Here is a 19,745-nt window from a genome sequence, read left to right as displayed (position 1 = left end):
GGAGCGCCATGAGCCAGCAGACCTTCATCCTCAACGGCAAGAGCATCACCGTGGACGTCCACGACGACGTGCGGGTCCTCTGGGTGCTGCGCGACCTGCTCGGGGTGACCGGCCCCAAGTACGGCTGCGGCATCAACGTCTGCAAGGCGTGCACCTCGCACATCAACGGCCGTGCCTTCAACCCCTGCTCGGTGCGGGTGGGCGACCTGGCCCCGACGACGAGGTGACCACCATCGAGGGTCTCCCCGGGACGGTCGGCCGGGACCTCCACCCGATGCAGCAGGCGTGGCTGGACCGTGACGTGGCCCAGTGCGGCTACTGCCAGCCGGGCCAGATCATGGCCGCGGTCGCCCTGGTCGGGAAGGTACGCCGCGAGGGCCGCTCGATCACCGAGGCCGACCTCGACGGCATCCGCAACATCTGCCGCTGCGGCACCTACACGCGGATCCGGGAGGCGATCACGCAGGGCGAGCGCCACATGTGAGGCGGCAGGCTCAGCCGGGCGCGGCGGGCAGCAGCACCCGGAAGGTGCTGCCCCTGCCGAGCTCGGACTCGACCTCGATCCGGCCCCCGTGCCGCTGCACGATCCGCAGCACGATCGCCAGCCCCAGGCCGGTGCCGGGTTGTGCGTGAGCCTCGGGGTTGGTGCTGCGGAAGAACTCGGCGAACAGGTGGTCCTGGTCCTCCGCGGAGATCCCGAGGCCGTCGTCGGTGCAGGTCAGCAGGATCTCGTCCCCGCAGGTGGCGAGCCGGACGGTGACGTGGCCGTGGTCCGGGGTGTACTTCACGGCGTTGCTGACCAGGTTGGCCACGACTCGGTCGAGCTCCTCGCGGTCGCCCACGGTGCACACCTGCTCCCGGGGGGCGTCGACCAGCAGGGTGATGCCCTTGCGGCTCGCGGCGACCGAGGTCAGGTCGACCACCTCGTCGATGATCCGCCGCAGGTCGACCGGGGCCGGGATCACCGGGTTGTTGGGGTCGCCGACCTTGGAGAGCAGCAGCAGGTCCTCGACCACGCGGACCATCCGGGTCGTGCCGCGCTCCATGGCGGCCAGCGAGGACCGGGTGGTGCCGGTCAGGTCGGGGGAGGCGTCGAGCATCTCCAGGTGGCCCATGATCGCGGTGAGCGGGTTCTTCAGCTCGTGGGAGACGGTGGCGATGAGCTGGCTCTTGTAGGTGTCGAGCGCCTGCAGCTCCTCGACCAGCTGGTGCTCGCGCTCGAACGTGCGGGCGTTGAGGATCACCCGGCCGAGGTCGCGGCCGATGTCGAGTGCCGCATCGCTCTCGACGCTGCTCCACTCGGGGTCCCCGTGGGCGCGGGTGAGGACCAGGTTGCCCAGGCACTCCGGGCCGGCGCCGAGGGGCGCGAAGAGCAGCGAGTCGACGCCGATGCCGTCCAGGAACGCCAGGATGCGCTCGCCCTCCTCGGTGGAGATCGAGGGCCCGAAGGGACGGCCGCGCTGCACGATCTCGACCCACTGCCCGTCCCAGGCCCGCCGGGCCGCCGCCTCGGCGATCCGCGTCAGCTCCCCGGTGAGCGCCACCTCGCCGCCGTCGGCGGCGTAGACCGCGCCGGTGCCCTGGCCGTCCTCGTCGAGGGTCTGGATCCACAGGCCGCGCGCCTGGAAGCCGGCCATCAGGGCATCGCGGATGTCACCCAGGATCCCGTCGATGCGCAGCTGGGCGCTGGCGTGCCGGACCACCTCGCGGGCCGCCTCGGCCAGCCGGACCCGGTGGGCCAGGTCCTCGCGCTCCAGCGCGGTGATGACGGCGCGGCCGGCCTGCTCGGCGTACCGCTGGAGCAGCTGGCGCTGCCCGAGCCCGGGCCGCCGGCCGTCCTCGGGCAGGTCCATCGCGAGCGTGCCCCGCAGCCGGCCCCGCTCGTCGTAGAGCGGCGCGATCAGGAGGTCCAGCGGGTGCCAGGCGTCCTCGTGGGCCAGCGGTGTGATGTCGGGGACCCAGCCCCAGGTGTCGCCGGCGCTCTCGTCGAGCCGCTCGTGGGGCACGAAGCGCAGCAGGCCCCACTCGTCGGCCTTCTCGATCTCACGTTCCAGCCGGGCCACCGGGGTGCGGGTGCCCGCCAGCTGGGTGCGGGCCTCGTCGCTGCCGGCGACCGCCATGACCTCCAGCTTGCCGTCGTCGCGGACCACGCTGATCGCGGCGACGCCGAAGCCGGCGAGCTGGGTCACGCCGTCGGCGATCGTCTGCAACGCCTCGCGTGAGGCGTCGTACCACCCGCCCGGCTGGGCGGGTGGCGGCTGGAGCTCCGTGTGTGCCCGTTCATGTGTTCTCGCAGTTCCCCCGGTGGTGTGACCCACCTTACGTTGACTCACCCCCAGGGGTTGGGGATCCGCCGAGGAGCAGTCGGCGAGTGGGACGACGCCGGTCGCGGCCCTAGACTCGGGTCGTGCCCTACCTCAGCAGCACGCGCAAGGGTGGCGACGGCCGGTTGACGGCGGCGCTCGACCCCCACGAGCAGGGACCCCAGGACGCGTGTGGCGTCTTCGGTGTCTGGGCTCCGGGCGAGGACGTCGCGAAGCTGACCTACTTCGGCCTGTACGCCCTCCAGCACCGTGGCCAGGAGTCCGCCGGCATCGCCGTCAGCAACGGCCGCCAGATCCTCGTCTACAAGGACATGGGGCTGGTCAGCCAGGTCTTCGACGAGTCGACGCTGGAGTCGCTCAAGGGCCACCTCGCGATCGGCCACTCCCGCTACTCCACCACCGGTGCGAGCAACTGGGAGAACGCCCAGCCGACCTTCCGGCCGACCGGTGACGGCTCGATCGCGCTGGGCCACAACGGCAACCTGATCAACACCCACGACCTCGCCCAGATGGTCGAGGACCTGCCCGGGCCGAGCGACGAGCTCGAGCTGCACTCGCGGCAGCTGGAGTCCTCCACCAACGACACCGGGTTGGTGACGGCGCTCCTCGCGCACCACCCCGACACCTCGCTGGAGCAGCGCGCGCTCGAGGTGCTGCCCCAGCTGCGCGGTGCCTTCTGCTTCGTGTGGATGGACGAGGACACCCTGTACGCCGCGCGCGACCCGCAGGGCATCCGGCCGCTGGTGCTCGGTCGCCTGGACCGGGGCTGGGTCGTGGCCAGCGAGGACGCCGCGCTGGCCACCATCGGCGCCAGCGTCGTCCGCGAGGTGGAGCCCGGCGAGATGCTGGTCATCGACGAGAACGGGCTGCGCTCGCACCGCTTCGCCGAGGCCGCGCCGAAGAGCTGCGTGTTCGAGTACGTCTACCTGGCCCGGCCCGACGCCACCATCAACGGACGCAGCGTGCACGAGGCCCGCGTCGAGATGGGCCGGCGCCTGGCGCGCGAGTTCCCGGTCGAGGCCGACCTCGTCATGCCGGTGCCCGAGTCCGGCACCCCCGCGGCCGCGGGGTACGCCGAGGAGAGCGGCATCCCCTTCGGCCAGGGCTTCGTGAAGAACGCCTACGTCGGCCGCACCTTCATCCAGCCCAGCCAGACCCTGCGCCAGCTCGGCATCCGGCTCAAGCTCAACGCCCTCGAGCACATGATCCGGGGCAGGCGGATCGTGGTCGTGGACGACTCGATCGTGCGCGGCAACACCCAGCGCGCGCAGGTGCGCATGCTCCGCGAGGCGGGGGCGCTCGAGGTGCACGTGAGGATCTCGAGCCCGCCGGTGAAGTGGCCGTGCTTCTACGGCATCGACTTCGCGACCCGTGCCGAGCTGATCGCCAACGGGCTCGACGTCGACGAGATCGCCGCGAGCGTGGGCCCGACAGCCTCGGCTACATCTCCCTGGAGGGGATGATCGAGTCCACCAAGGTGCCCTCCGAGCGGCTGTGCCAGGCCTGCTTCACGGGGAGTACCCGATCGAGCTCCCCGACGAGAGCCTGCTCGGCAAGCACCTGCTGGAGACCTCGCTGACCTCGCCGAGCACGGGCAAGGCGCTCCCCGTCCTGAACAACCCCTGACCCACGACTGCTCAGACACGATCACAGCCCAGGAGAACCCGTGACGCAGCCCCCCGCCGACCCCGCCCGCGGCTCCCAGGAGGGGGCGTACGCCGAGGCCGGGGTCTCGATCGAGGCCGCCGACAAGGCCATCGAGCTGATGAAGGGGTGGGTCGAGAAGGCCCGGCGTCCCGAGATGATCGGTGGGCTGGGCGGCTTCGCCGGGCTCTTCGACGCCAGCGCGCTGACGCGTTACCGCCGCCCGTTGCTGGCCACCTCGACCGACGGCGTCGGCACCAAGGTGGCGATCGCGCAGGCGATGGACGTGCACGACACGATCGGGTTCGACCTCGTCGGGATGGTCGTCGACGACCTCGTGGTGTGTGGTGCCGAGCCGCTGTTCATGACCGACTACATCGCGACGGGTCGCGTCGTACCCGAGCGGATCGCCGCCATCGTGAAGGGCATCGCCGAGGCCTGCGTGGTCGCGGGCTGCGCCCTCGTCGGGGCGAGACCGCGGAGCACCCCGGCCTGCTCGGGCCGGACGAGTACGACGTCGCCGGCGCGACCACCGGCGTGGTCGAGGCCGACGACCTGCTGGGCCCCGCCCGCGTGCGTCCGGGGGACGCAGTGCTGGCGATGGAGGCCAGCGGGCTGCACTCCAACGGCTACTCGCTGGTCCGCCACGTGCTGCTCAACACCGCGAAGTGGGACCTCGGCCGTGACGTGCCCGAGCTCGGGCGCACCCTGGGCGAGGAGCTCCTCGAGCCGACCCGGATCTACGCCAAGGCGTGCCTCGACCTGGCCGCCCGCACCGGGACGCACGCGATGTCGCACATCACCGGCGGCGGGCTCGCGGCGAACCTGGAGCGGGTGATGCCCGCCGAGCTCAGCGCGACCATCGAGCGCGGCACCTGGGTCCCGCAGCCGGTGTTCGACGTCGTACGACGCGTCGGCGGCGTCGCGCAGGAGGACCTCGAGGCGACCCTGAACTGCGGCGTCGGCATGGTCGCCCTGACCCCGCCCGACGACATCGACACCGCGATCGAGGTGCTCGCCGGGCACGGCATCCGGCCTGGGTGGCCGGCGAGGTCCGCCGCGACGACACCCACGGCGGCCGGGTGCTGATGACCGGGCAGCACCCCGGTTGGTGATTCTCGCCGCACGCGACCCGCGAATTGGGGTCCGGGTGTGCGGGAACAGCCGGTCAACCGGTAGCGTTGGGCCCACGAGAGAACTCTGAGAACAGTCCGGGAGCCACAGTGCCCCGGCCGAGCGTGCGAGGGGCTGACCCTATGGGGCGCGGCCGAGCGAAAGCCAAGCAGACGAAGGTCGCCCGCGACCTGAAGTACCGCACTCACGAGACGGACTTCGGGAAGTTGGCGCAGGAGCTGCATGGCGGCGAGAGCAGCAACAACGACCAGCCGGACTCGTCGAACGACGAGTACGACGACTGGTCGGACTACGCCGAACCTCGGCGCGACTGACCGGTCTCAGCGGCCCCGTCCCACCTGACCGGTGGGACGGCTGTGTGCGCGCAGGAGTACCCGGCTGGCCGGTGAAACCTGCGCTTGTCGGCCGTTGAGGCGGCCGACAAGCTCCAGTTTCACCGGCTGACCGGGGAGTCCTGCGGCGGGGCTCAGCCCAGCCAGATGCCGCGCAGCCGACCCACGTCGCGCATGCGGCGCTCGGCGAGGCGGTCGGCGGCGATGGCGGGGGCGACCCCGTCGGAGGCGGCGAGCTCGAACACCCGACGCGTGGTGTCGAAGATCCCGGCGGCGCGCTGCTGGGCGCGCTCGAAGGAGAAGCCCTCGAGCTCGTCGGCGACCTGGATCAGGCCGCCGGAGTTCACGCAGTAGTCGGGGGCGTAGAGGATCCCGCGGTCCTCGAGCGCCTTCTCGATGCCCGGGTGGGCCAGCTGGTTGTTCGCGGCGCCGCAGACGACCTTCGCCGACAGCACGTCGACGACCTCGTCGGTCAGCGCACCACCGAGCGCGCACGGCGCGTACACGTCGAGCTGCGAGGCGACGAGGGCCTCGGTCGAGTCGACGGCGGAGACCTGCGCGAACTCGTCCCGGATCCGGTCCACCGACGGCTGGTGCACGTCGGTCACGGTCACCGACGCGCCGTCCTCGATCAGGTGCCGCACGAGGTGGCGGCCGACCTTGCCGACCCCGGCGACGCCGACGGTGCGCCCGGCCAGCGAGTCGGTGCCCCAGACGACCTCGGCAGCCGCGCGCATGCCCTGGAAGACGCCGTACGCCGTGAGCACCGAGCTGTCGCCCGCGCCACCGTGGGCGACGGTGCGGCCGGTGACGTAGTCGCACTCGCGCGCGATGTCGTCCATGTCCTCCGAGAACGTGCCGACGTCGCAGGCGGTGTAGTAGCGCCCGTTCAGCGACTGCACGAAGCGGCCGTAGGCGCGCAGCAGCGGCTCGGACTTCAGCGTCGACGGGTCGCCGATGATGACCGCCTTGCCGCCGCCGAGGTCGAGCCCGGCGAGCGCGGCCTTGTAGGACATGCGCGCGAGAGGTTCAGGACGTCCCGCACCGCGTCGGCAGTGGAGGCGTAGGGGTAGAAGCGGGTGCCGCCGAGGGCCGGGCCGAGGGCCGTGGAGTGGATGGCGACGATCGCCTTCAGGCCGGTGGCGGGATCGTTGGCGAAGACGACCTGCTCGTGCTCGGCGCCGAGCTCGAACACGTCGGCGTCCTGGGGTGCAGACATGGGTGGTGCCCACTTTCTGTGTGTCGGCCACGGGATGGGTGGCACTGCTGGCAAGGACCGCAGGGGTGGCGCGTGTCCGTGATCACATGGTAGGCCGATCGGGCGCGCGATCCTGACTCGGCGTCGACCTCAGCAGCACCACGTCGCCGTGGGTGCCGTAGCCCGGCAGCGGGCCGCCGTACGCCGTCCCGTCGAACGCCACCATCAGCCAGTCCCGGTCGCCGAGCTCGACCAGCGTGGGCCACGGGATGTTGGTGGGGTACGCCGCGTCCAGCGCCCCGACCTGGCGCATCTCGAGGTCGAAGACGGGGAACCCGCGGCGCTGCCCGCGCCTGCCGTCGCGCCCGTCACTGGCGAGCACCCGCCACTCCCCGGCGACGCGCAGGATCGTCGTCCCCTCGGTGGAAGTGCGGTCCTCGGCGGCGCCCCGCAGCGCGAGGCGGTCGAGGTCCGGCCCCTCGGCGAGCGCCGGGTGGAAGCGGAAGAACTTCCGTGCGCTGACGAACCCGACCAGCCAGCGCTCGCCGGAGTGCACCAGGTGCGGGTCCCAGACCCCGACCGAGCGCAGGCTGCCGGTGGGGACGACCAGCGGGCGGGTGTCGAGCACGTGGCGCCCGGACAGCAGGTCGGCCTCCGTGGTGGCCCGGGTGATGGCGACGGTGGCGCCCGGGCGCGAGCGGTCGAAGTCGCCCCACGTGCTGGTCGCCACCAGCCACCGGCCGTCGTCGCGGACCAGGTGGGTCGCGTGGTCGCCGAAGACCCCGGTGCGGTCGGGCCGGCGGAAGAAGAGGTCGGCGCGGTGCTCGAGGTCGTGGGTCGCGGGGTCGAGGGTCCACACCGACGTGTGCGCGGTGTCGAAGAACCCCGGCCCGGCACTGGTGGCGGTGAGCACCAGCCGACCGTCCAGGCGGTACGCCGCGCCGTCGCGCCCGCTGACCAGGCGCACGTCACGCAGCCCGAGCTGGCCGAACCCCCCGGCGACGACCCGGCCGGCCGGCGGCGGGTCGGTGCCCTCCCAGCGCTGCGAGGTCCGCAGGGCCGCGAGCCAGGCCTCGTCCCGGGTGTCGATGCGGTCGCGCAGGTCGACGCGCCCCCGCGCGGTCCAGGCGGACCCGTCGTGCGTGAGCACCGCGAGGTGGGTGCCGGTCAGGGTGAGGGCGAAGGACATGGCGGGCCCGGCGACCCGGCCGTGCCGTCGGCTGCGATGGCTGGTGGTCCGGCCGCCGAGCTCGACCTCGAGGCCGACGGCGCCGCTGGCGACGTCGTACCACCCCGAGAGCCGCGCGCCGGGGCCGAGCAGCTCGAGCACGAGCCGGCCGCTTCGGGGCCGCTCGAGCGAGGCCACCGCTGCGGCGTACGGCGCGGGGTGCGGCGTGGGCTCGGACCAGTCGGCCGCGAGCGGGTGCTCCACGAGCAGCGAACCGGGCGAGACGAGGTCCACCGGGCGACGGCGGGCGACAACCTCGAGGCGCGGCAGCACGCGGTCAGTCTCCCAGCCGCTCCGTCACAGCGACCCGGCGGTGGCCTCCTGCAGGGCCGCGACCGCGCGGTCGACCTCACGGACGAGCTCGGCGAGCAGGTCCTCGGCGCCGGCGGTCGTGCCGGCGTCCCCGAGCGCCTCGAGCCGGGCGGCGGTGGCGCCGACGAGGGGCAGTCCGAGGTTGAGGGCGCTGCCCTTGAGCTGGTGGGCGGACTGCTGGAGCGCGCTCGCGTCCCCGGCGGCGACGGCGCCCCGGATCGCGAGCACCTGGTCGTCGACGCGCGACATGAAGGAGGCCGCAGTGCGCTCGAAGAAGCTGATGCCGTCCTTCTTCAGCTCGTGGAGCATCCGCGCCCGGTCCAGGTCGAGCGCGGCGGGAGCCGGGACGTCGGGCTCGGGTGCGGCGTCGGGGGCGGCTTGGGGCTCGGTCATGGCATCCTCCGGTTCCGCGTGGCGAGCGCCGGTCCAGCGACGGACGACCCGCTCGAGGTCGTTCGCGTTGACCGGCTTGCTCAGGAAGTCGTCCATGCCGGCGGCCAGGCAGCGCTCGCGTTCGCCCTCGAGGGCGGAGGCGGTCATGGCGATGATCGGAACGCGCCGGCCCTCGGGCTCCTGGGCGCGGATGGCGCGGGTGGCGTCGAAGCCGTCGAGCCGGGGCATCCGGCAGTCCATCAGGACCACGTCGAAGTCGTGCTCGTCGGCGAGCCGCTGGACGGCCTCGGCCCCGTCGGTGACGACCTCGACCTCGCAGCCGAGGGTCTCCAGGAGCCCGGTCGCCACCATCTGGTTGACCTGGTTGTCCTCGACGACCAGCACGTGCAGGTCGAGCGACGCGCCGGGTGCCCGCCCCACGTGCCCGGAAGGGCGGTCCCCGGAGAAGGCGACGCCGACCAGCGCGTCGTACAGCTCGGAGTGGCGCACGGGCTTGTCGAGCGAGGCGTGCAGACCGGCCTCCCGGACGGCCTGCGGGCTGACGCCCTGGTCGGAGGAGAGCAGCAGCAGGAGCGGCCGGCCCAGGTCCGGGTCGGCGCTGATGTTGCCGGCCAGCGCCAGCCCGTCGGTGCCGGGCATGACCAGGTCGAGCAGCGCGATGTCGACGGGGCGGTGCGCCCGCGACGCCTCCCGGAGCGCGGTCAGCGCCTCCTCCGCCGAGGCGACGGCGACCGCCTCGGCCTCCCAGGCCGCGAGCTGCTCGGTGAGGATGAAGCGGTTGGTCTCGTTGTCGTCGACCACGAGCACCCGCTTGCCCCGGAGTCCGCGGGGGGTCGGGGAGCTGGGGACGACCTCGCTGCGGGCCCGCGCCAGCTCGGCGGTGAACGAGAAGGTGCTGCCGCGGCCCAGCTCGCTGCTGACCTCTATCTGCCCGCCGAGCGCGTCGACGAGCTGGCGGGAGATGGCCAGCCCCAGGCCGGTGCCACCGTGCCGCCGGGTGGTCGAGGGGTCGGCCTGGGTGAAGGCGTCGAACAGCGTGGCCCGGGCCGCGGGCGCGATGCCCACCCCGGTGTCGACGACGTCGACGCGCAGCGTGACCGTCTCGGCGTCCTCCCGCTCGACACGCGCGGAGATGACCACCTCGCCGCTGTCGGTGAACTTCACGGCGTTGGAGCCGAGGTTGGTCAGCACCTGGCCGAACCGGATCGCGTCGCCGCGCAGGTACGGCGGCACCTCGGGCTGGCAGGCCACGACCAGCTCCAGCCCCTTGGCGTGCGCGGGACCGCTGAGGACGGCCGCGGTCTGCTCGAAGACGTGGCGGACGTCGAAGTCCTCGTCCTCGAGCTCGAGCTTGCCGGACTCGATCTTGGACAGGTCGAGGATGTCGTTGATGATCCCGAGCAGGGTGAGGCCGGCGCTCTGCAGGCCCTCGGCGAGGCGGCGCTGGTGGTCGTCGAGCTCGGTGCGCAGGAGGAGCTCGTTGAGCCCGATCACGCCGTTCATGGGGGTGCGGATCTCGTGGCTCATGGTCGCGAGGAACTCCGACTTCAGGCGCGAGGCCTCCATCGCCTCGTCCCGGGCCCGGCCGAGCTCGTGGGCGGTGCGCTCGCGCTCGGCGACCAGGCTGAGCTGCCCCGCGATCTGGCCGATCAGGAACCGGGAGTTCTCGTCCGGGGGCACCTCGTCGGCCAGCACCTCGATCACGGCGGTGACCTCGCCGGCCAGCAGCACCGGGATCGCCACCAGGCTGTGGGTCTCGGCGTGCGAGCCGGGCGTTCCGAGCTCCACGCGCTGCGAGCGGCGGGCGCGATCGGCCAGATCGGGGTCGGGGTCGAGCTCCCAGGGCAGTCCGCAGGGCTGGAGCGGCGAGCGGACCAGGGTGTCGTCGTCGGAGACCCGGTAGACGCCGACCGCCGCCCAGGACGTGAAGAGCGGCAGCCCGGCCGCCATGTCCTCGATGGCGTCGACCAGGCTGCTGGCCTGGTTGGCGGCCATCGCCATCTCCTGGAGCAGCTCGAGACGGCGGGTGGCCTCGGCGGCGATCTCGTCGGCGCGCTTGAGGTCGGTGATGTCCTGGGCGGTGCCCCCCATCGAGACGGGCGCCCCGTCCGGGGCGCGCACGACGCGCCCGAGGCCGCGGATCCACCGCACCTCACCGCTGCGGCGCAGGATCCGGCTCTCGAACTCGAACTCGTCGGCGTCGACGAACGCCGACTCGACGGCCCCGCGCACCCGCTCGCGGTCGTCGGGGTGGAGCTGGTCGAGGAAGCCCTCGTACGTCGCGTCGTGCTCCTGCGGGTCGAGGTCGTAGATGCGGTAGAGCTCGTCGGACCAGGTGACGACGTCGGTGGGGATGTCCCATGCCCAGCTGCCGATGTGGGCGATCGACTGGGCCGTCGCGAGCTGCTGCTCGCGGTCCTGGAGCTCCGCGAGCAGCGTCTTGCGCTCGGTGTACTCGCTGACGCGGTGCAGCCAGCCGACCCGCTTCCCGTCGTCGTCGCGGATCGCGCTCCAGCTGACGAGGACCCAGATCTCGGTGCCGTCGGCGCGGACCAGCATGGACTCGACGTCCTCCACGCTCACGTCGACGGCGGACAGCTCGGCGAGGTGGTCCGCGAGCTGACCGCGACCCTCCTCGTCCAGGGCGTCCTCGACCCGGAAGCCGGGCATCCGGTCGGGGTCCACCCCGAGCAGGTCCGCCATCCGGGCGTTGGCCCACAGGGTCGTCCCCGTCTCGTCGAAGACCCAGAGGCCGTCGGTGCTCGCCTCGACGAGGGCTCGGTGCAGTGCGGCGTCCCAGTCCACCACTGTCACCTCCTCCCGAGTTCGGTGCTGGCCTCATCATCCACGGCCGGGCGCGGGCGCGGTGGCTTTGTCCGGTGCTGGAGCCGAAGTTGTCGCGAAGTACGCCTCGTCGCGGCGCCGGAGACGCCCTGGGCGGCCCGTCTCGAGCAACAGCTGCGGGTCGAGCCGGTCAGGCGCGGTTGTTGGCCTCGCCGACCAGCTCGCCGGCGACCTCGCGAAGCTTGACGTTGCTGTTCGACGAGAGCCGCACGAGGTAGCGGAACGCCAGCTCGGCGTCCAGCCCGAAGCGCTCCATCACCAGGCCGACCGCCTGCCCGATGAGCTTGCGGGTCTGCAGCGCGGCCCGCAGGTTGTCCTCGCGCAGGGACCGCTCCACGGCCACGGCGGCGTGGACCGCGAACAGGGTCACCAGCCGCTCGACGTGCGGGTCGATGCGCTCGGCCTGCGTGCAGTAGACGTTGATCGCGCCCCAGGGCCGCTCGTCGACCGTCAGCCGCACCGCGAGCTGGGCGCGCACCCCGAGGGCGAGCGCCCGGGGCACGTAGTCGCTCCACCGCTGCTCGTGCTGGAGCACGTCGACGGCGACGACCGGCTCCTTCTCGAGGACGTGGAGGCAGGGCCCCTGACCGGTCGACCGCTGCACCCGGTCGAGCTCCTGGACGAGGGGGGCGGAGCAGGCCCTGGTCTCGACGTGCCCGCCGCGGACCAGGGACACGATGCCCACGAGGTGGTCGGCGGGTAGCTGGCGGTGCAGGCAGTCGACGACCGCCTGGAGGGTCGAGCCGAGGTCGCCGCGGGGGTTGATCTCCCGGGACAGCTGGGTGAGGAGGTCGGCGAGGTCCGGCCTGGGGGCCACGATTTCGTCTCCGCTGGTGGGGTTGAGCCGTGCGCGCTGGAGGGCACAGCGCCCGCTGGGAACCAGCGGGTGTGTCCGGTGCGCGGGCTGTTCTTCCAACCCCGGACGCGGATCGTATCCCAGGCGGCCGGCTCCGGCGCGCAGTGCTCGACGGGCGGGTCGAGGTGCCGGGGCGGCGGGGACCTGTGACCCTGTCACCCCGCCACGCGCGCGCACCACCGTGGACGTGGAGGTGGCAGATGTCGAGCACCGACTTCCCCTACGCGGACCGGTTCCCCGTCCACCGCGCGCTGCCGGAGCGCGGGACACCGCGCGAGGAGGTGCTCGCCGAGGTGCGGCAGATGGCCACCGAGGAGGACGCGTTCTGGGAGACCGGCAAGTGCTCCGGGACGATGTACTCCGGTGACCACGAGCACTACCGCTTCCTGACCGAGGCGTTCGGCATGTTCGCCCACGTCAACGTCCTCCAGCGCGACATGTGCCCGAGCGCGACCAAGATGGAGGGCGAGATCATCGCGATGGCCCTCGACCTGCTCCACGCCGAGGCCGTCTCCGAGGGCACGCCGTGCGGCCTGGTCACGACCGGCGGCAGCGGGAGCATCCTGCACGCCATGCTGGCCTACCGCGAGCACGCCGCGGCGCGTGGCCGCACCGACGTCAACGTGGTGAAGCCCGAGACCGGGCACCCCGCCTTCGACAAGGCCTGCCACCTCCTCGGGATCGAGCTGCGGGCGGTGCCGGTCGACCCGGCCACCACCGTCGTCGACCCCGACCGCGTGGCCGCTGCCATCGACGACCGCACGGTCGCGATCGTCGGCTCGGCCTGCAACTACGGCTACGGCACCATCGACCCGATCGCGGCGCTGGCCGGCCTGGCGCAGGAGCGGGGCGTCGGGATGCACGTCGACGGCTGTCTCGGCGGGTTCATCCTGCCCTTCGGGGAGGAACTGGGGTACGACGTACCCGTCTTCGACTTCCGGCTCCCGGGAGTCACCAGCATCTCGGCCGACACCCACAAGTACGGCTACGCGTTCAAGGGCAGCTCCACGGTGCTCTTCCGGGACACCGCGCTGCGCGACGCCCAGTACTTCCACCTGCCCGGCTGGACCGGCGGCAAGTACATGTCGCCGGGGATCGAGGGCTCGCGCTCGGGCGGGCTGCTGGCGGCGACCTGGGCGGCCATGGTCCAGCTCGGCCGCGAGGGCTATCGCACGTACGCCGCCGACATCTTCGACACGGCGGAGGCGATGAAGGACGTGGTGCGCTCCTACCGCGAGCTGCGGATCCTCGGCAGCCCCACCTTCTGCTTCAGCTTCACCTCCGACGCGTTCGACATCTACCACGTCGCCGACTGCATGCGCGGGCGTGGCTGGCGCTTCAACGGGCAGCAGTACCCCAACGCCCTGCACATGGCCGTCACCCGGCCGCAGACCCGCCCCGGCGTGGTGGACTCCTTCGCGGTCGACCTCGCCGAGGCCGTGGTCTACGCGATGCGCAAGGAGGCGGCGGGGGAGCAGGCGTTCTCCGGCGCCATCTACGGGGGCGTCCCGGGCGGGATGAGCCCGGCTGCAGAGGAGTTCATCGTCTCGGTGATGGACGGCATGCTCGACACCGAGCTGTCGGTGCCGCCGGGGTCCTGATGGCGGCGGACGGGCTCGTCCTCGCCGTCGACCTCGGGTCGAGCGTGGTGAAGGTCGGACTGGTCACTCTCACCGGCCGGGTCGTCGCGTGGACCGCCGAGCCGCTGCACACCGACCGCGGCTCCGGCGGCCGGGTCACCCAGGACGCCGGGGAGTGGTGGCGGACCGTGGGCGACTCGGCCCGCCGTTGCCTGGCAGACAGCGGGGCCGACAGCGGAGCAGACGGCGGCCACGTGGTCGCCGTGTGCGTGACCGGGCAGTGGGCCAGCACCGTGCCGGTCGGTGCGGACGGCGTCCCCGTCGGTCCGTGCCTGATGTGGAGCGACACCGAGGGCGCCGACCGCTCCCGCCGGGTGGTGGCCGGCCACCTGCAGGGCTACCGGGCCACCGCCCTGGCGACCTGGGTGCGGCGTACGGCGGGCGTCCCGTCCACGTCGGGGGCCGACCCGGTCGGCCACATGCTGCACCTGACCCACGACGAGCCCGACGTGGCCGCCGCCGCGCGCTGGTACCTCGAGCCCGTCGACTACCTGGCGATGCGCTTCACCGGGGTAGCTGCCGCCACCCCGGCGTCGATGACCGCCGCCTGGCTCACCGACAACCGGCACCCCGGGCACCTCGCCTACGACCCGGTCCTCGTCGGCAGGGCCGGCCTCGACCCGGACAAGCTGCCCCCGCTGGTGGCCACCGGGAGCGTGGTTGCGCCGCTGCGGCCCGACGTCGCCGCCGACCTCGGGATCTCGCCGGCCGCCGTGGTGGTGACCGGCGTCCCCGACCTGCACGCCGCCGCCCTCGGCTCCGGGTGCGTGCGCGACCACGAGGCCCACCTCTCCCTGGGCACCACGGCCTGGGTCAGCTGCCCGCTGCCCGGCAAGCACACCGACCTGCTCCGGCAGATGGCCACGGTCCCCGGGCTCAGGAGCGACGGCTACCTGCTGGGCAACAACCAGGAGTCCGCGGGTCGCTGCCTGGAGTGGGTCGCCCGGGTGCTGGGCGACGGCCCCCCGGCTTACGACGAGCTGACGGCGCTGGCGGCCACCTCGCCGCCCGGGGCCGGTGACGTCCTGTTCACGCCCTGGCTGGCGGGGGAGCGCTCGCCGGTGGACGACCGGGCCGCCCGGGGCGGCTTCCACCACGTCTCCCTCGAGACCAGCCGCGCGGACCTGGTCCGGGCCGTCCTCGAGGGCGTGGCCTTCAATGCACGCTGGCTGCTGGAGGCCGCGGATCACAGCGCCGGACAACGGCTGGAGCCCCTGCGCCTCGTGGGCGGCGGGACAAGGTCGCTGCTCTGGTGCCAGGTCCTCGCCGACGTCTGCGGGCGACGCATGGAGCGGGTCGCCGAGCCGCTGCTGACCGGGCTCCGCGGCGTCGCTCTGCTCTCCGGGCTGGCGCTCGGCGCGGTGGGCTGGGAGGACGTGCGGGCCCTCGTGCCAGTCGACGTCGACCTCGAGCCCGACCCGCGCCACCGCACGACGTACGACACGCTGTTCTCAGAGTTCACCGGCCTCTACCGGTCCCAGTGGCGGATGTTCGCGAGGCTGGACCGCGCCGTGCCCGCCTCGGGCTGACGGCCGCCGTCCTCAGCCGGCGTCGGCCGCGAGGGTGAGCTCGCCCGAGACGACCTGGTCGGCCACCGCGGGCACCGACTGGTGGTGGGCGGCGGCGTGGTCACGCAACCGGCGCAGGGCGGTCTCACCGTCGATGCCGTCCCGCCCGGCCAGGAACCCCTTGGCCTGCTCCACGACCAGCCGGGAGTGCAGGGCGGCCTCCAGCTCCTCGACCCGCTGGTCGGCCGACTCGGGGCCGGTGAGCGCCAGGCTGCGCCGCACGTTGCACACGACACCGCGTACGGACGGGTCGTCGACGAAGTTGGTGAGCGCGAGCTCTGCCCACGCCCAGTTGTCGCCGCGCCGGACCCGGACCTCGTGCGCCGGCCGGACCCCCGGCTGACGACCGACGTCCTCGAGGAAGCGAGCCAGCGACTTGCGGTCGTCCGGGTGGATCAGGTCGAGGACCTGGGTGCCGATGAGCTCCTCGTCGCGCCAGCCGAAGAGCTGCCGGACGGCCGGGCTGGCGTAGGTGATCGTGCCCTCGGCCCTGAGCACGAGCGCTGCGTCGGCGGCGCGCTCCAGCAGCGGGCGCACTGCCGCGCCCAGGTTCGTGGAGACTCCGACGATGCCGACGAGCCTCCCCTCGCGGTAGACACCCGAGTCGGTCACCAGCGCCGGGAAGAGGGTGCCGTCCCTGCGGCGCACCGGGAACCCGCCGCTCCACGGCACCCCGGCGCGCAGCGCCTCCATGATGTCGGCGCCGACGTCCTGGGCCACGTCGGGGATGCAGAGGGTCGAGATGTTGTGGCCGATCGCCTCCTCGGCGGTCCAGCCGTACAAAGCCTCCGCGGCCGCGTTCCAGCCGACCACCACGCCGTCGGCGTCGGTGGTGATCACCGCCTGCCCGAGGGCGGCCAACTGCTCGGCGGCGCTGATGGCCTCGTCAGTCGTCACGCCCTCATGGTCCATCGGAGCCGGGCGTCGGATGAGTGCCGAAGGTCTCTGTCTGCCGGGTCCGTACGCCGGTGGCCGAGCGCACGCGAAACTGTCCGAGGTCCGACTCCCGAGCGGTCGGCTCGGCGGGCAGGTGCCGGTGGTCGTGTGGGTCTACTGCTGTGCGGATGCCGCCTGCCCGGCGCCGAGGCCGAGCTGGGCCATCATGGATCCGGTGTCGAAGTACGACCTCTGGCGCCGGACCTTGCCGTTCTCGAACTCCATCAGGTCGCAGAACTGGAGCGTCACCGCACGCCCGGTCGCCGGGATGTCACCCATGCTGGTCGACAGGGTGCCGGTGTGGGTGCCCCGGCCGGTGAACTCGACGGCCACGAGGTCACCGGACGCGACCACCCGGTCCACGGTCAACCGGCCGTCGGGGAAGGCGTCCGCCCAGGTCGCGCTGTACTTGCGCGATCCTTCGACGCCCTCGAAGACGTCTCCCGAGCCGACGACCGTCAGGGTCCCACCGGGGGCCATCCCGTCGGCTATCTCGTCGAACTTCCGTTCGTTCCACGCTTCGTGGAGCCTGCGTGCGAGGTCTGCGTTGTCTGTCATGTGAGCCTCCGCTCTGGCACCTGCCCGCGTCCTCGACGCTAGACCGCGACCCGACCGTGATCAATGAGCCGTTTGGACCCCCTGCCGGGGGGAATCCTCCGGTTGCGGGGAGAGAGATGGGAGCGACATGTTCAACTCGCGGTTCATGCCCTGCACGGAGTGCGGAGACTCCGTCGACCAGGCCTCGGATTCGCCGCACCAGTGCTCGCCGGAGCGGCGCGCCGACTACCAGATGTTCGGGCTGCGCGACGAGGTCGCCCAGCTCCAGACCGCGGTCGAGGGTTATCTCGGCACCGCGGCGGGGCGCTTCGAGACCTGGCTGGCCGCCCGGCAGGTCCGCGCGACGGGCTGAGCCCCTCCCGGACCGTCTCGATCGCTTTCCCGTGGTCCCCTCACGAGTGCCGGGTGGGGCGGGCGACCACGACCACGTTGTCCTGGTAGCCGCCGCGCGCGGCGTCGTACGCACCGCCGCAGGTGATGAGGACGAGGCGGCGGGAGCCCGCGGCGGAGAACACCACCTCCTCCCTGCGCAGGTCGGCGCGGGGGACGACCCGCACCGACGTCACCCGGTACGACTGGGCCCGGTGCCGCGCCGCCAGGTGCACCCGTGCCCCGGGCCGCGTCGACAACAGCTCCGCGGCCGGTCCGACCCCCTGGGTGAACGAGTCGACGTGGGCGGCCAGCACGATGCTGCCGAACGGGTCGCCCAGACGTGAGCTTCCCGCCCACCACCCGGCGCGGTGGATGTCGCGCGGGATCGCGAGTGCGCCGCCGGGCAGGGTGCGGACCACGTCGACGGGCAGCACCCGGCCGCTCGGCAAAGTGACGGAGACCGGGCGCTCGGTGCGCTCCTGGCTCGCCGCCGGCGTCGCGACCGCGGCGGGTCGGGCGGCGGCGTCGACGTGTGCGGCCTGGTTACCGGTGGCGGAGGTCCCCGCCCCGGACGCGCTGCAGGCGCCCAGCAGGGCGGCCGCGAGGACGGCCGCGGCGACGTCGGAGGGGCGCACCGGGCTACGCGCCGTTCAGCGGCCGAGCAGGGCGGTGAGCACCGGCCAGGTCGTCAGCCGCGCGGTGTCGACCGAGCCGTCGGGGTTGACCAGGCCCGCCGACCCGGTGTGCACCGACGCCGGCGCCGCTCCGCCCGTCGTCGGCACCGGAAGCACCTGGACGACGGCGTCCATGCTGCCGTTGCGGGGAGCACCGATGGCGAAGACCCGGGTGAGCGCCCCCGCCTGCACCGGGAGTGGGAGCGGGCCGAGGAGCGGGTTGCCGCCGCCGGTGGGGACCACGGCCACCTGGTACGTCGCCGCCGGGACCACCGCGCTCACGAACTCGCCGTTGGCGATGTTGGTGAACAGCGTCTTGCCGTCGGCCGTGATGTCCGCCGGCGGCACCACCGCGGTGTGCGCCACGGAGAGCCGGCCCTTGCCGGAGCCGACGGCCGACACGTCGTTGGTGAACACGGTGACGACGGGCTTGTCCGCCGCGTCGGCCGGCCAGTGCAGGACGACGTCCTGGCTGCCGTGGACCGTGACCGACGTCATCACCTTCCAGTCCGGGCTGCTGAACGACACGGTGTGGTGTCCCGGCGACAGGCCGAGCGGGCCGACCACCTGCTTGGCGGCGACCCCGGAGCGGACCGCGTTCCCGTCGACGGACACGTCGACGCGGGTGTCGGGTACCCCCTGGACCACGTAGGTGGAGGCTGCCTGCCGTGCCGTGGCGACGCCTCCGGGCAGGAGCGTCGTGAACAGCGTGACGAGGGCGGCGAGCAGGACGAGGGAGAGGGCGCGACGGGCCTGTGGGACTGACATGGAGGATCACGTCTCCGGGGACGAGGTGAGAGAACCGGGGAAGGGAGACGGTTCGTGATCCGAGGTGTCGACGCCCGTGCTCGTGGCGGTGCAGGGTCGGCACGGTGTCCCTCGCACCACCGGTGGCCGACTCAACTGTAGGAGTCGCCGGAGTGGTTGTCACCGTATACTTCTCGCGCGGGGCGGAGGGAGAGGTCTTCGCGCCATGCGCACCGCCAGCCCCTCCCGTCGTCGAGGCGGTGCCGCGTCCCGCGCGGCCCACGGCGGGGCCCATGCCGGCCGCGCGCGGCGGAGCCACTGGGTGCCGGTCGTCGCCGTCTGCGGGATCCTCCTCGCGATCCTCGCCTGGCAGGTCGTCCGGCTCGTCCTCGGTGACGGCACCACGTCGGCCCCCGTGGCCAGCGCCACCAACCCCTCGGCGGCCAGCGTCGGCGCCACCACCGAGGTCAGCATCGGGGACAGCGGAGGGCTGCACGTGGTCGAGACGCTGGCCTTCGACACCCCTCAGAAGCGGATCGAGCTCGCGGTCCCGCACCGCGTCGGCGCCGGCGAGCCCTTCGCCCCGGCCATCAGCGCCCTGGTGGTCCGTGGCGCCGGGCAGGTCCGGAAGGCGAGCCCGATGGGGGTCGGCGACCGGGCCGCCGTGTCTCTGGACCGGCCCACCGACCACGTCGTGCTCGAGTACGACGCCGCCGGGGCCGTCCAGCGCTCCCACGACGCCTCGGCGCCGGAGCGGGCCCTCGCCCTGGTGACACCGCTGGTGGTCGTCGGGGCCGAGAGCCTGCCCGCGACGGTCGAGGTGCGGTCGGTGAAGGTGCTCAACGTCGGGTGCCTGCACCACGGCGTGCTGGCCGGCTGTGGCACCCGGACCAGCGGCGGCTGGACGGTGGAGACCAGCGGCGCCGACGGCGCCCCGGACGTGCTCGCCCAGCTCAACCTCGCGGTCCGGTGACCCGGACCCGGA

19 protein-coding genes and 1 pseudogene are annotated in these 19,745 nt (G+C 73.1%); 10 read left to right on the top strand and 10 right to left on the bottom strand.

Annotation, left to right across the window (positions count from 1 at the left end):
* Window positions 1-8 precede the first annotated feature (8 nt).
* Window positions 9-227 carry a 2Fe-2S iron-sulfur cluster-binding protein gene (locus tag H0S67_RS26070; RefSeq protein WP_246354926.1) on the top strand — a complete coding sequence of 73 codons (219 nt, stop codon included), beginning with the start codon at window positions 9-11 and terminating at the stop codon, window positions 225-227.
* Window positions 224-484 carry a (2Fe-2S)-binding protein gene (locus H0S67_RS26065; RefSeq protein ID WP_246354925.1) on the top strand — a complete coding sequence of 87 codons (261 nt, stop codon included), beginning with the start codon at window positions 224-226 and terminating at the stop codon, window positions 482-484. Before H0S67_RS26070 ends, H0S67_RS26065 begins: the two co-directional genes overlap by 4 nt.
* Window positions 485-494: 10 nt before the next feature.
* On the opposite strand, the gene H0S67_RS20950 is transcribed toward H0S67_RS26065, so the two are convergent.
* Window positions 495-2,189: a sensor histidine kinase gene (locus H0S67_RS20950; RefSeq protein ID WP_180934630.1), complete on the bottom strand. Its 1,695-nt coding sequence runs from the start codon at window positions 2,187-2,189 to the stop codon at window positions 495-497.
* Between the two features lie 218 nt (window positions 2,190-2,407).
* On the opposite strand from H0S67_RS20950, the gene purF reads away from it, so the two are divergent.
* The 4 genes and pseudogenes from purF (at window position 2,408) to H0S67_RS20935 (ending at window position 5,416) form a co-directional block, all read left to right on the top strand.
* Window positions 2,408-3,787: an amidophosphoribosyltransferase gene (gene purF, locus H0S67_RS20945; protein ID WP_425489841.1), complete on the top strand. Its 1,380-nt coding sequence runs from the start codon at window positions 2,408-2,410 to the stop codon at window positions 3,785-3,787.
* A 31-nt stretch (window positions 3,788-3,818) separates the two neighbouring features.
* Window positions 3,819-3,950: a hypothetical protein gene (locus H0S67_RS28505; RefSeq protein ID WP_425489840.1), complete on the top strand. Its 132-nt coding sequence runs from the start codon at window positions 3,819-3,821 to the stop codon at window positions 3,948-3,950.
* 40 nt (window positions 3,951-3,990) lie between these two features.
* Window positions 3,991-5,083 (top strand): annotated as a pseudogene (gene purM / locus H0S67_RS20940) (phosphoribosylformylglycinamidine cyclo-ligase).
* A gap of 141 nt (window positions 5,084-5,224) precedes the next feature.
* The gene (locus tag H0S67_RS20935) at window positions 5,225-5,416 is read left to right on the top strand and encodes a DUF3073 domain-containing protein (protein WP_180934629.1); all 192 of its coding nucleotides are present in this window, start codon (window positions 5,225-5,227) and stop codon (window positions 5,414-5,416) included.
* Between the two features lie 152 nt (window positions 5,417-5,568).
* Here the strand turns inward: H0S67_RS20935 and H0S67_RS26060 are convergent, their stop codons facing one another.
* The 5 genes from H0S67_RS26060 to H0S67_RS20915 all read right to left on the bottom strand — a co-directional run bounded on the left by H0S67_RS26060 (window position 5,569) and on the right by H0S67_RS20915 (window position 12,226).
* Window positions 5,569-6,450 carry a Glu/Leu/Phe/Val dehydrogenase family protein gene (locus tag H0S67_RS26060; RefSeq protein WP_281368909.1) on the bottom strand — a complete coding sequence of 294 codons (882 nt, stop codon included), beginning with the start codon at window positions 6,448-6,450 and terminating at the stop codon, window positions 5,569-5,571.
* Window positions 6,372-6,653 carry a Glu/Leu/Phe/Val dehydrogenase dimerization domain-containing protein gene (locus H0S67_RS26055; protein ID WP_281368908.1) on the bottom strand — a complete coding sequence of 94 codons (282 nt, stop codon included), beginning with the start codon at window positions 6,651-6,653 and terminating at the stop codon, window positions 6,372-6,374. The genes H0S67_RS26060 and H0S67_RS26055 overlap by 79 nt, the downstream gene beginning before the upstream one ends.
* A gap of 82 nt (window positions 6,654-6,735) precedes the next feature.
* Window positions 6,736-8,133: a hypothetical protein gene (locus H0S67_RS20925; RefSeq protein WP_180934628.1), complete on the bottom strand. Its 1,398-nt coding sequence runs from the start codon at window positions 8,131-8,133 to the stop codon at window positions 6,736-6,738.
* A 24-nt stretch (window positions 8,134-8,157) separates the two neighbouring features.
* The gene (locus tag H0S67_RS20920) at window positions 8,158-11,373 is read right to left on the bottom strand and encodes a response regulator (protein ID WP_180934627.1); all 3,216 of its coding nucleotides are present in this window, start codon (window positions 11,371-11,373) and stop codon (window positions 8,158-8,160) included.
* 166 nt (window positions 11,374-11,539) lie between these two features.
* Window positions 11,540-12,226, bottom strand: a complete 687-nt coding sequence (locus H0S67_RS20915; protein WP_180934626.1) for an ANTAR domain-containing protein — start codon at window positions 12,224-12,226, stop codon at window positions 11,540-11,542.
* 239 nt (window positions 12,227-12,465) lie between these two features.
* Here H0S67_RS20915 and H0S67_RS20910 point away from each other — a divergent pair, with 239 nt between their 5' ends.
* Entirely contained in the window at window positions 12,466-13,866 is a 1,401-nt protein-coding gene (locus H0S67_RS20910) for a pyridoxal phosphate-dependent decarboxylase family protein (RefSeq protein WP_180934625.1), read from the top strand.
* The gene (locus tag H0S67_RS20905) at window positions 13,866-15,434 is read left to right on the top strand and encodes a xylulokinase (RefSeq protein WP_180934624.1); all 1,569 of its coding nucleotides are present in this window, start codon (window positions 13,866-13,868) and stop codon (window positions 15,432-15,434) included. Before H0S67_RS20910 ends, H0S67_RS20905 begins: the two co-directional genes overlap by 1 nt.
* A gap of 12 nt (window positions 15,435-15,446) precedes the next feature.
* Here H0S67_RS20905 and H0S67_RS20900 read toward each other — a convergent pair whose 3' ends face one another.
* Together H0S67_RS20900 and H0S67_RS20895 are read right to left on the bottom strand one after the other, a co-directional pair.
* Window positions 15,447-16,370 carry a PAS domain S-box protein gene (locus H0S67_RS20900; protein WP_180934623.1) on the bottom strand — a complete coding sequence of 308 codons (924 nt, stop codon included), beginning with the start codon at window positions 16,368-16,370 and terminating at the stop codon, window positions 15,447-15,449.
* A 153-nt stretch (window positions 16,371-16,523) separates the two neighbouring features.
* Window positions 16,524-16,967: an ester cyclase gene (locus H0S67_RS20895; protein ID WP_180934622.1), complete on the bottom strand. Its 444-nt coding sequence runs from the start codon at window positions 16,965-16,967 to the stop codon at window positions 16,524-16,526.
* A gap of 127 nt (window positions 16,968-17,094) precedes the next feature.
* Here H0S67_RS20895 and H0S67_RS20890 point away from each other — a divergent pair, with 127 nt between their 5' ends.
* Window positions 17,095-17,319: a hypothetical protein gene (locus tag H0S67_RS20890; RefSeq protein ID WP_180934621.1), complete on the top strand. Its 225-nt coding sequence runs from the start codon at window positions 17,095-17,097 to the stop codon at window positions 17,317-17,319.
* Window positions 17,320-17,359: 40 nt separating this feature from the next.
* Here H0S67_RS20890 and H0S67_RS20885 read toward each other — a convergent pair whose 3' ends face one another.
* Window positions 17,360-17,974 (bottom strand): class F sortase, encoded by a 615-nt coding sequence (locus tag H0S67_RS20885; protein WP_180934620.1) that lies wholly within the window; start codon window positions 17,972-17,974, stop codon window positions 17,360-17,362.
* Between the two features lie 15 nt (window positions 17,975-17,989).
* A complete protein-coding gene (locus H0S67_RS20880) occupies window positions 17,990-18,781 on the bottom strand; it encodes a DUF4397 domain-containing protein (protein WP_180934619.1) in 792 nt (263 codons plus the stop codon).
* A gap of 205 nt (window positions 18,782-18,986) precedes the next feature.
* On the opposite strand from H0S67_RS20880, the gene H0S67_RS20875 reads away from it, so the two are divergent.
* Window positions 18,987-19,733 (top strand): hypothetical protein, encoded by a 747-nt coding sequence (locus H0S67_RS20875; protein ID WP_180934618.1) that lies wholly within the window; start codon window positions 18,987-18,989, stop codon window positions 19,731-19,733.
* Window positions 19,734-19,745 lie beyond the last annotated feature (12 nt).

Source organism: Nocardioides ungokensis (genome assembly GCF_013466985.1).
In the GTDB taxonomy this organism is placed as follows: domain Bacteria; phylum Actinomycetota; class Actinomycetes; order Propionibacteriales; family Nocardioidaceae; genus Nocardioides; species Nocardioides ungokensis.
Note: the sequence above shows the minus strand (reverse complement) of the source record. Positions and strands in the feature narration are given on the sequence as shown.

What these genes read in the sequence shown, in the direction of transcription:
- H0S67_RS26070 (WP_246354926.1), top strand. Translation starts at nt 9, where the DNA reads ATGAGCCAGCAGACCTTCATCCTCAACGGCAAGAGCATCACCGTGGAC.
- H0S67_RS20935 (WP_180934629.1), top strand. Translation starts at nt 5,225, where the DNA reads ATGGGGCGCGGCCGAGCGAAAGCCAAGCAGACGAAGGTCGCCCGCGAC.
- H0S67_RS26060 (WP_281368909.1), bottom strand. Translation starts at nt 6,450, where the DNA reads ATGTCCTACAAGGCCGCGCTCGCCGGGCTCGACCTCGGCGGCGGCAAG.
- H0S67_RS26055 (WP_281368908.1), bottom strand. Translation starts at nt 6,653, where the DNA reads ATGTCTGCACCCCAGGACGCCGACGTGTTCGAGCTCGGCGCCGAGCAC.
- H0S67_RS20910 (WP_180934625.1), top strand. Translation starts at nt 12,466, where the DNA reads ATGTCGAGCACCGACTTCCCCTACGCGGACCGGTTCCCCGTCCACCGC.
- H0S67_RS20905 (WP_180934624.1), top strand. Translation starts at nt 13,866, where the DNA reads ATGGCGGCGGACGGGCTCGTCCTCGCCGTCGACCTCGGGTCGAGCGTG.
- H0S67_RS20895 (WP_180934622.1), bottom strand. Translation starts at nt 16,967, where the DNA reads ATGACAGACAACGCAGACCTCGCACGCAGGCTCCACGAAGCGTGGAAC.
- H0S67_RS20890 (WP_180934621.1), top strand. Translation starts at nt 17,095, where the DNA reads ATGTTCAACTCGCGGTTCATGCCCTGCACGGAGTGCGGAGACTCCGTC.
- H0S67_RS20880 (WP_180934619.1), bottom strand. Translation starts at nt 18,781, where the DNA reads ATGTCAGTCCCACAGGCCCGTCGCGCCCTCTCCCTCGTCCTGCTCGCC.
- H0S67_RS20875 (WP_180934618.1), top strand. Translation starts at nt 18,987, where the DNA reads ATGCGCACCGCCAGCCCCTCCCGTCGTCGAGGCGGTGCCGCGTCCCGC.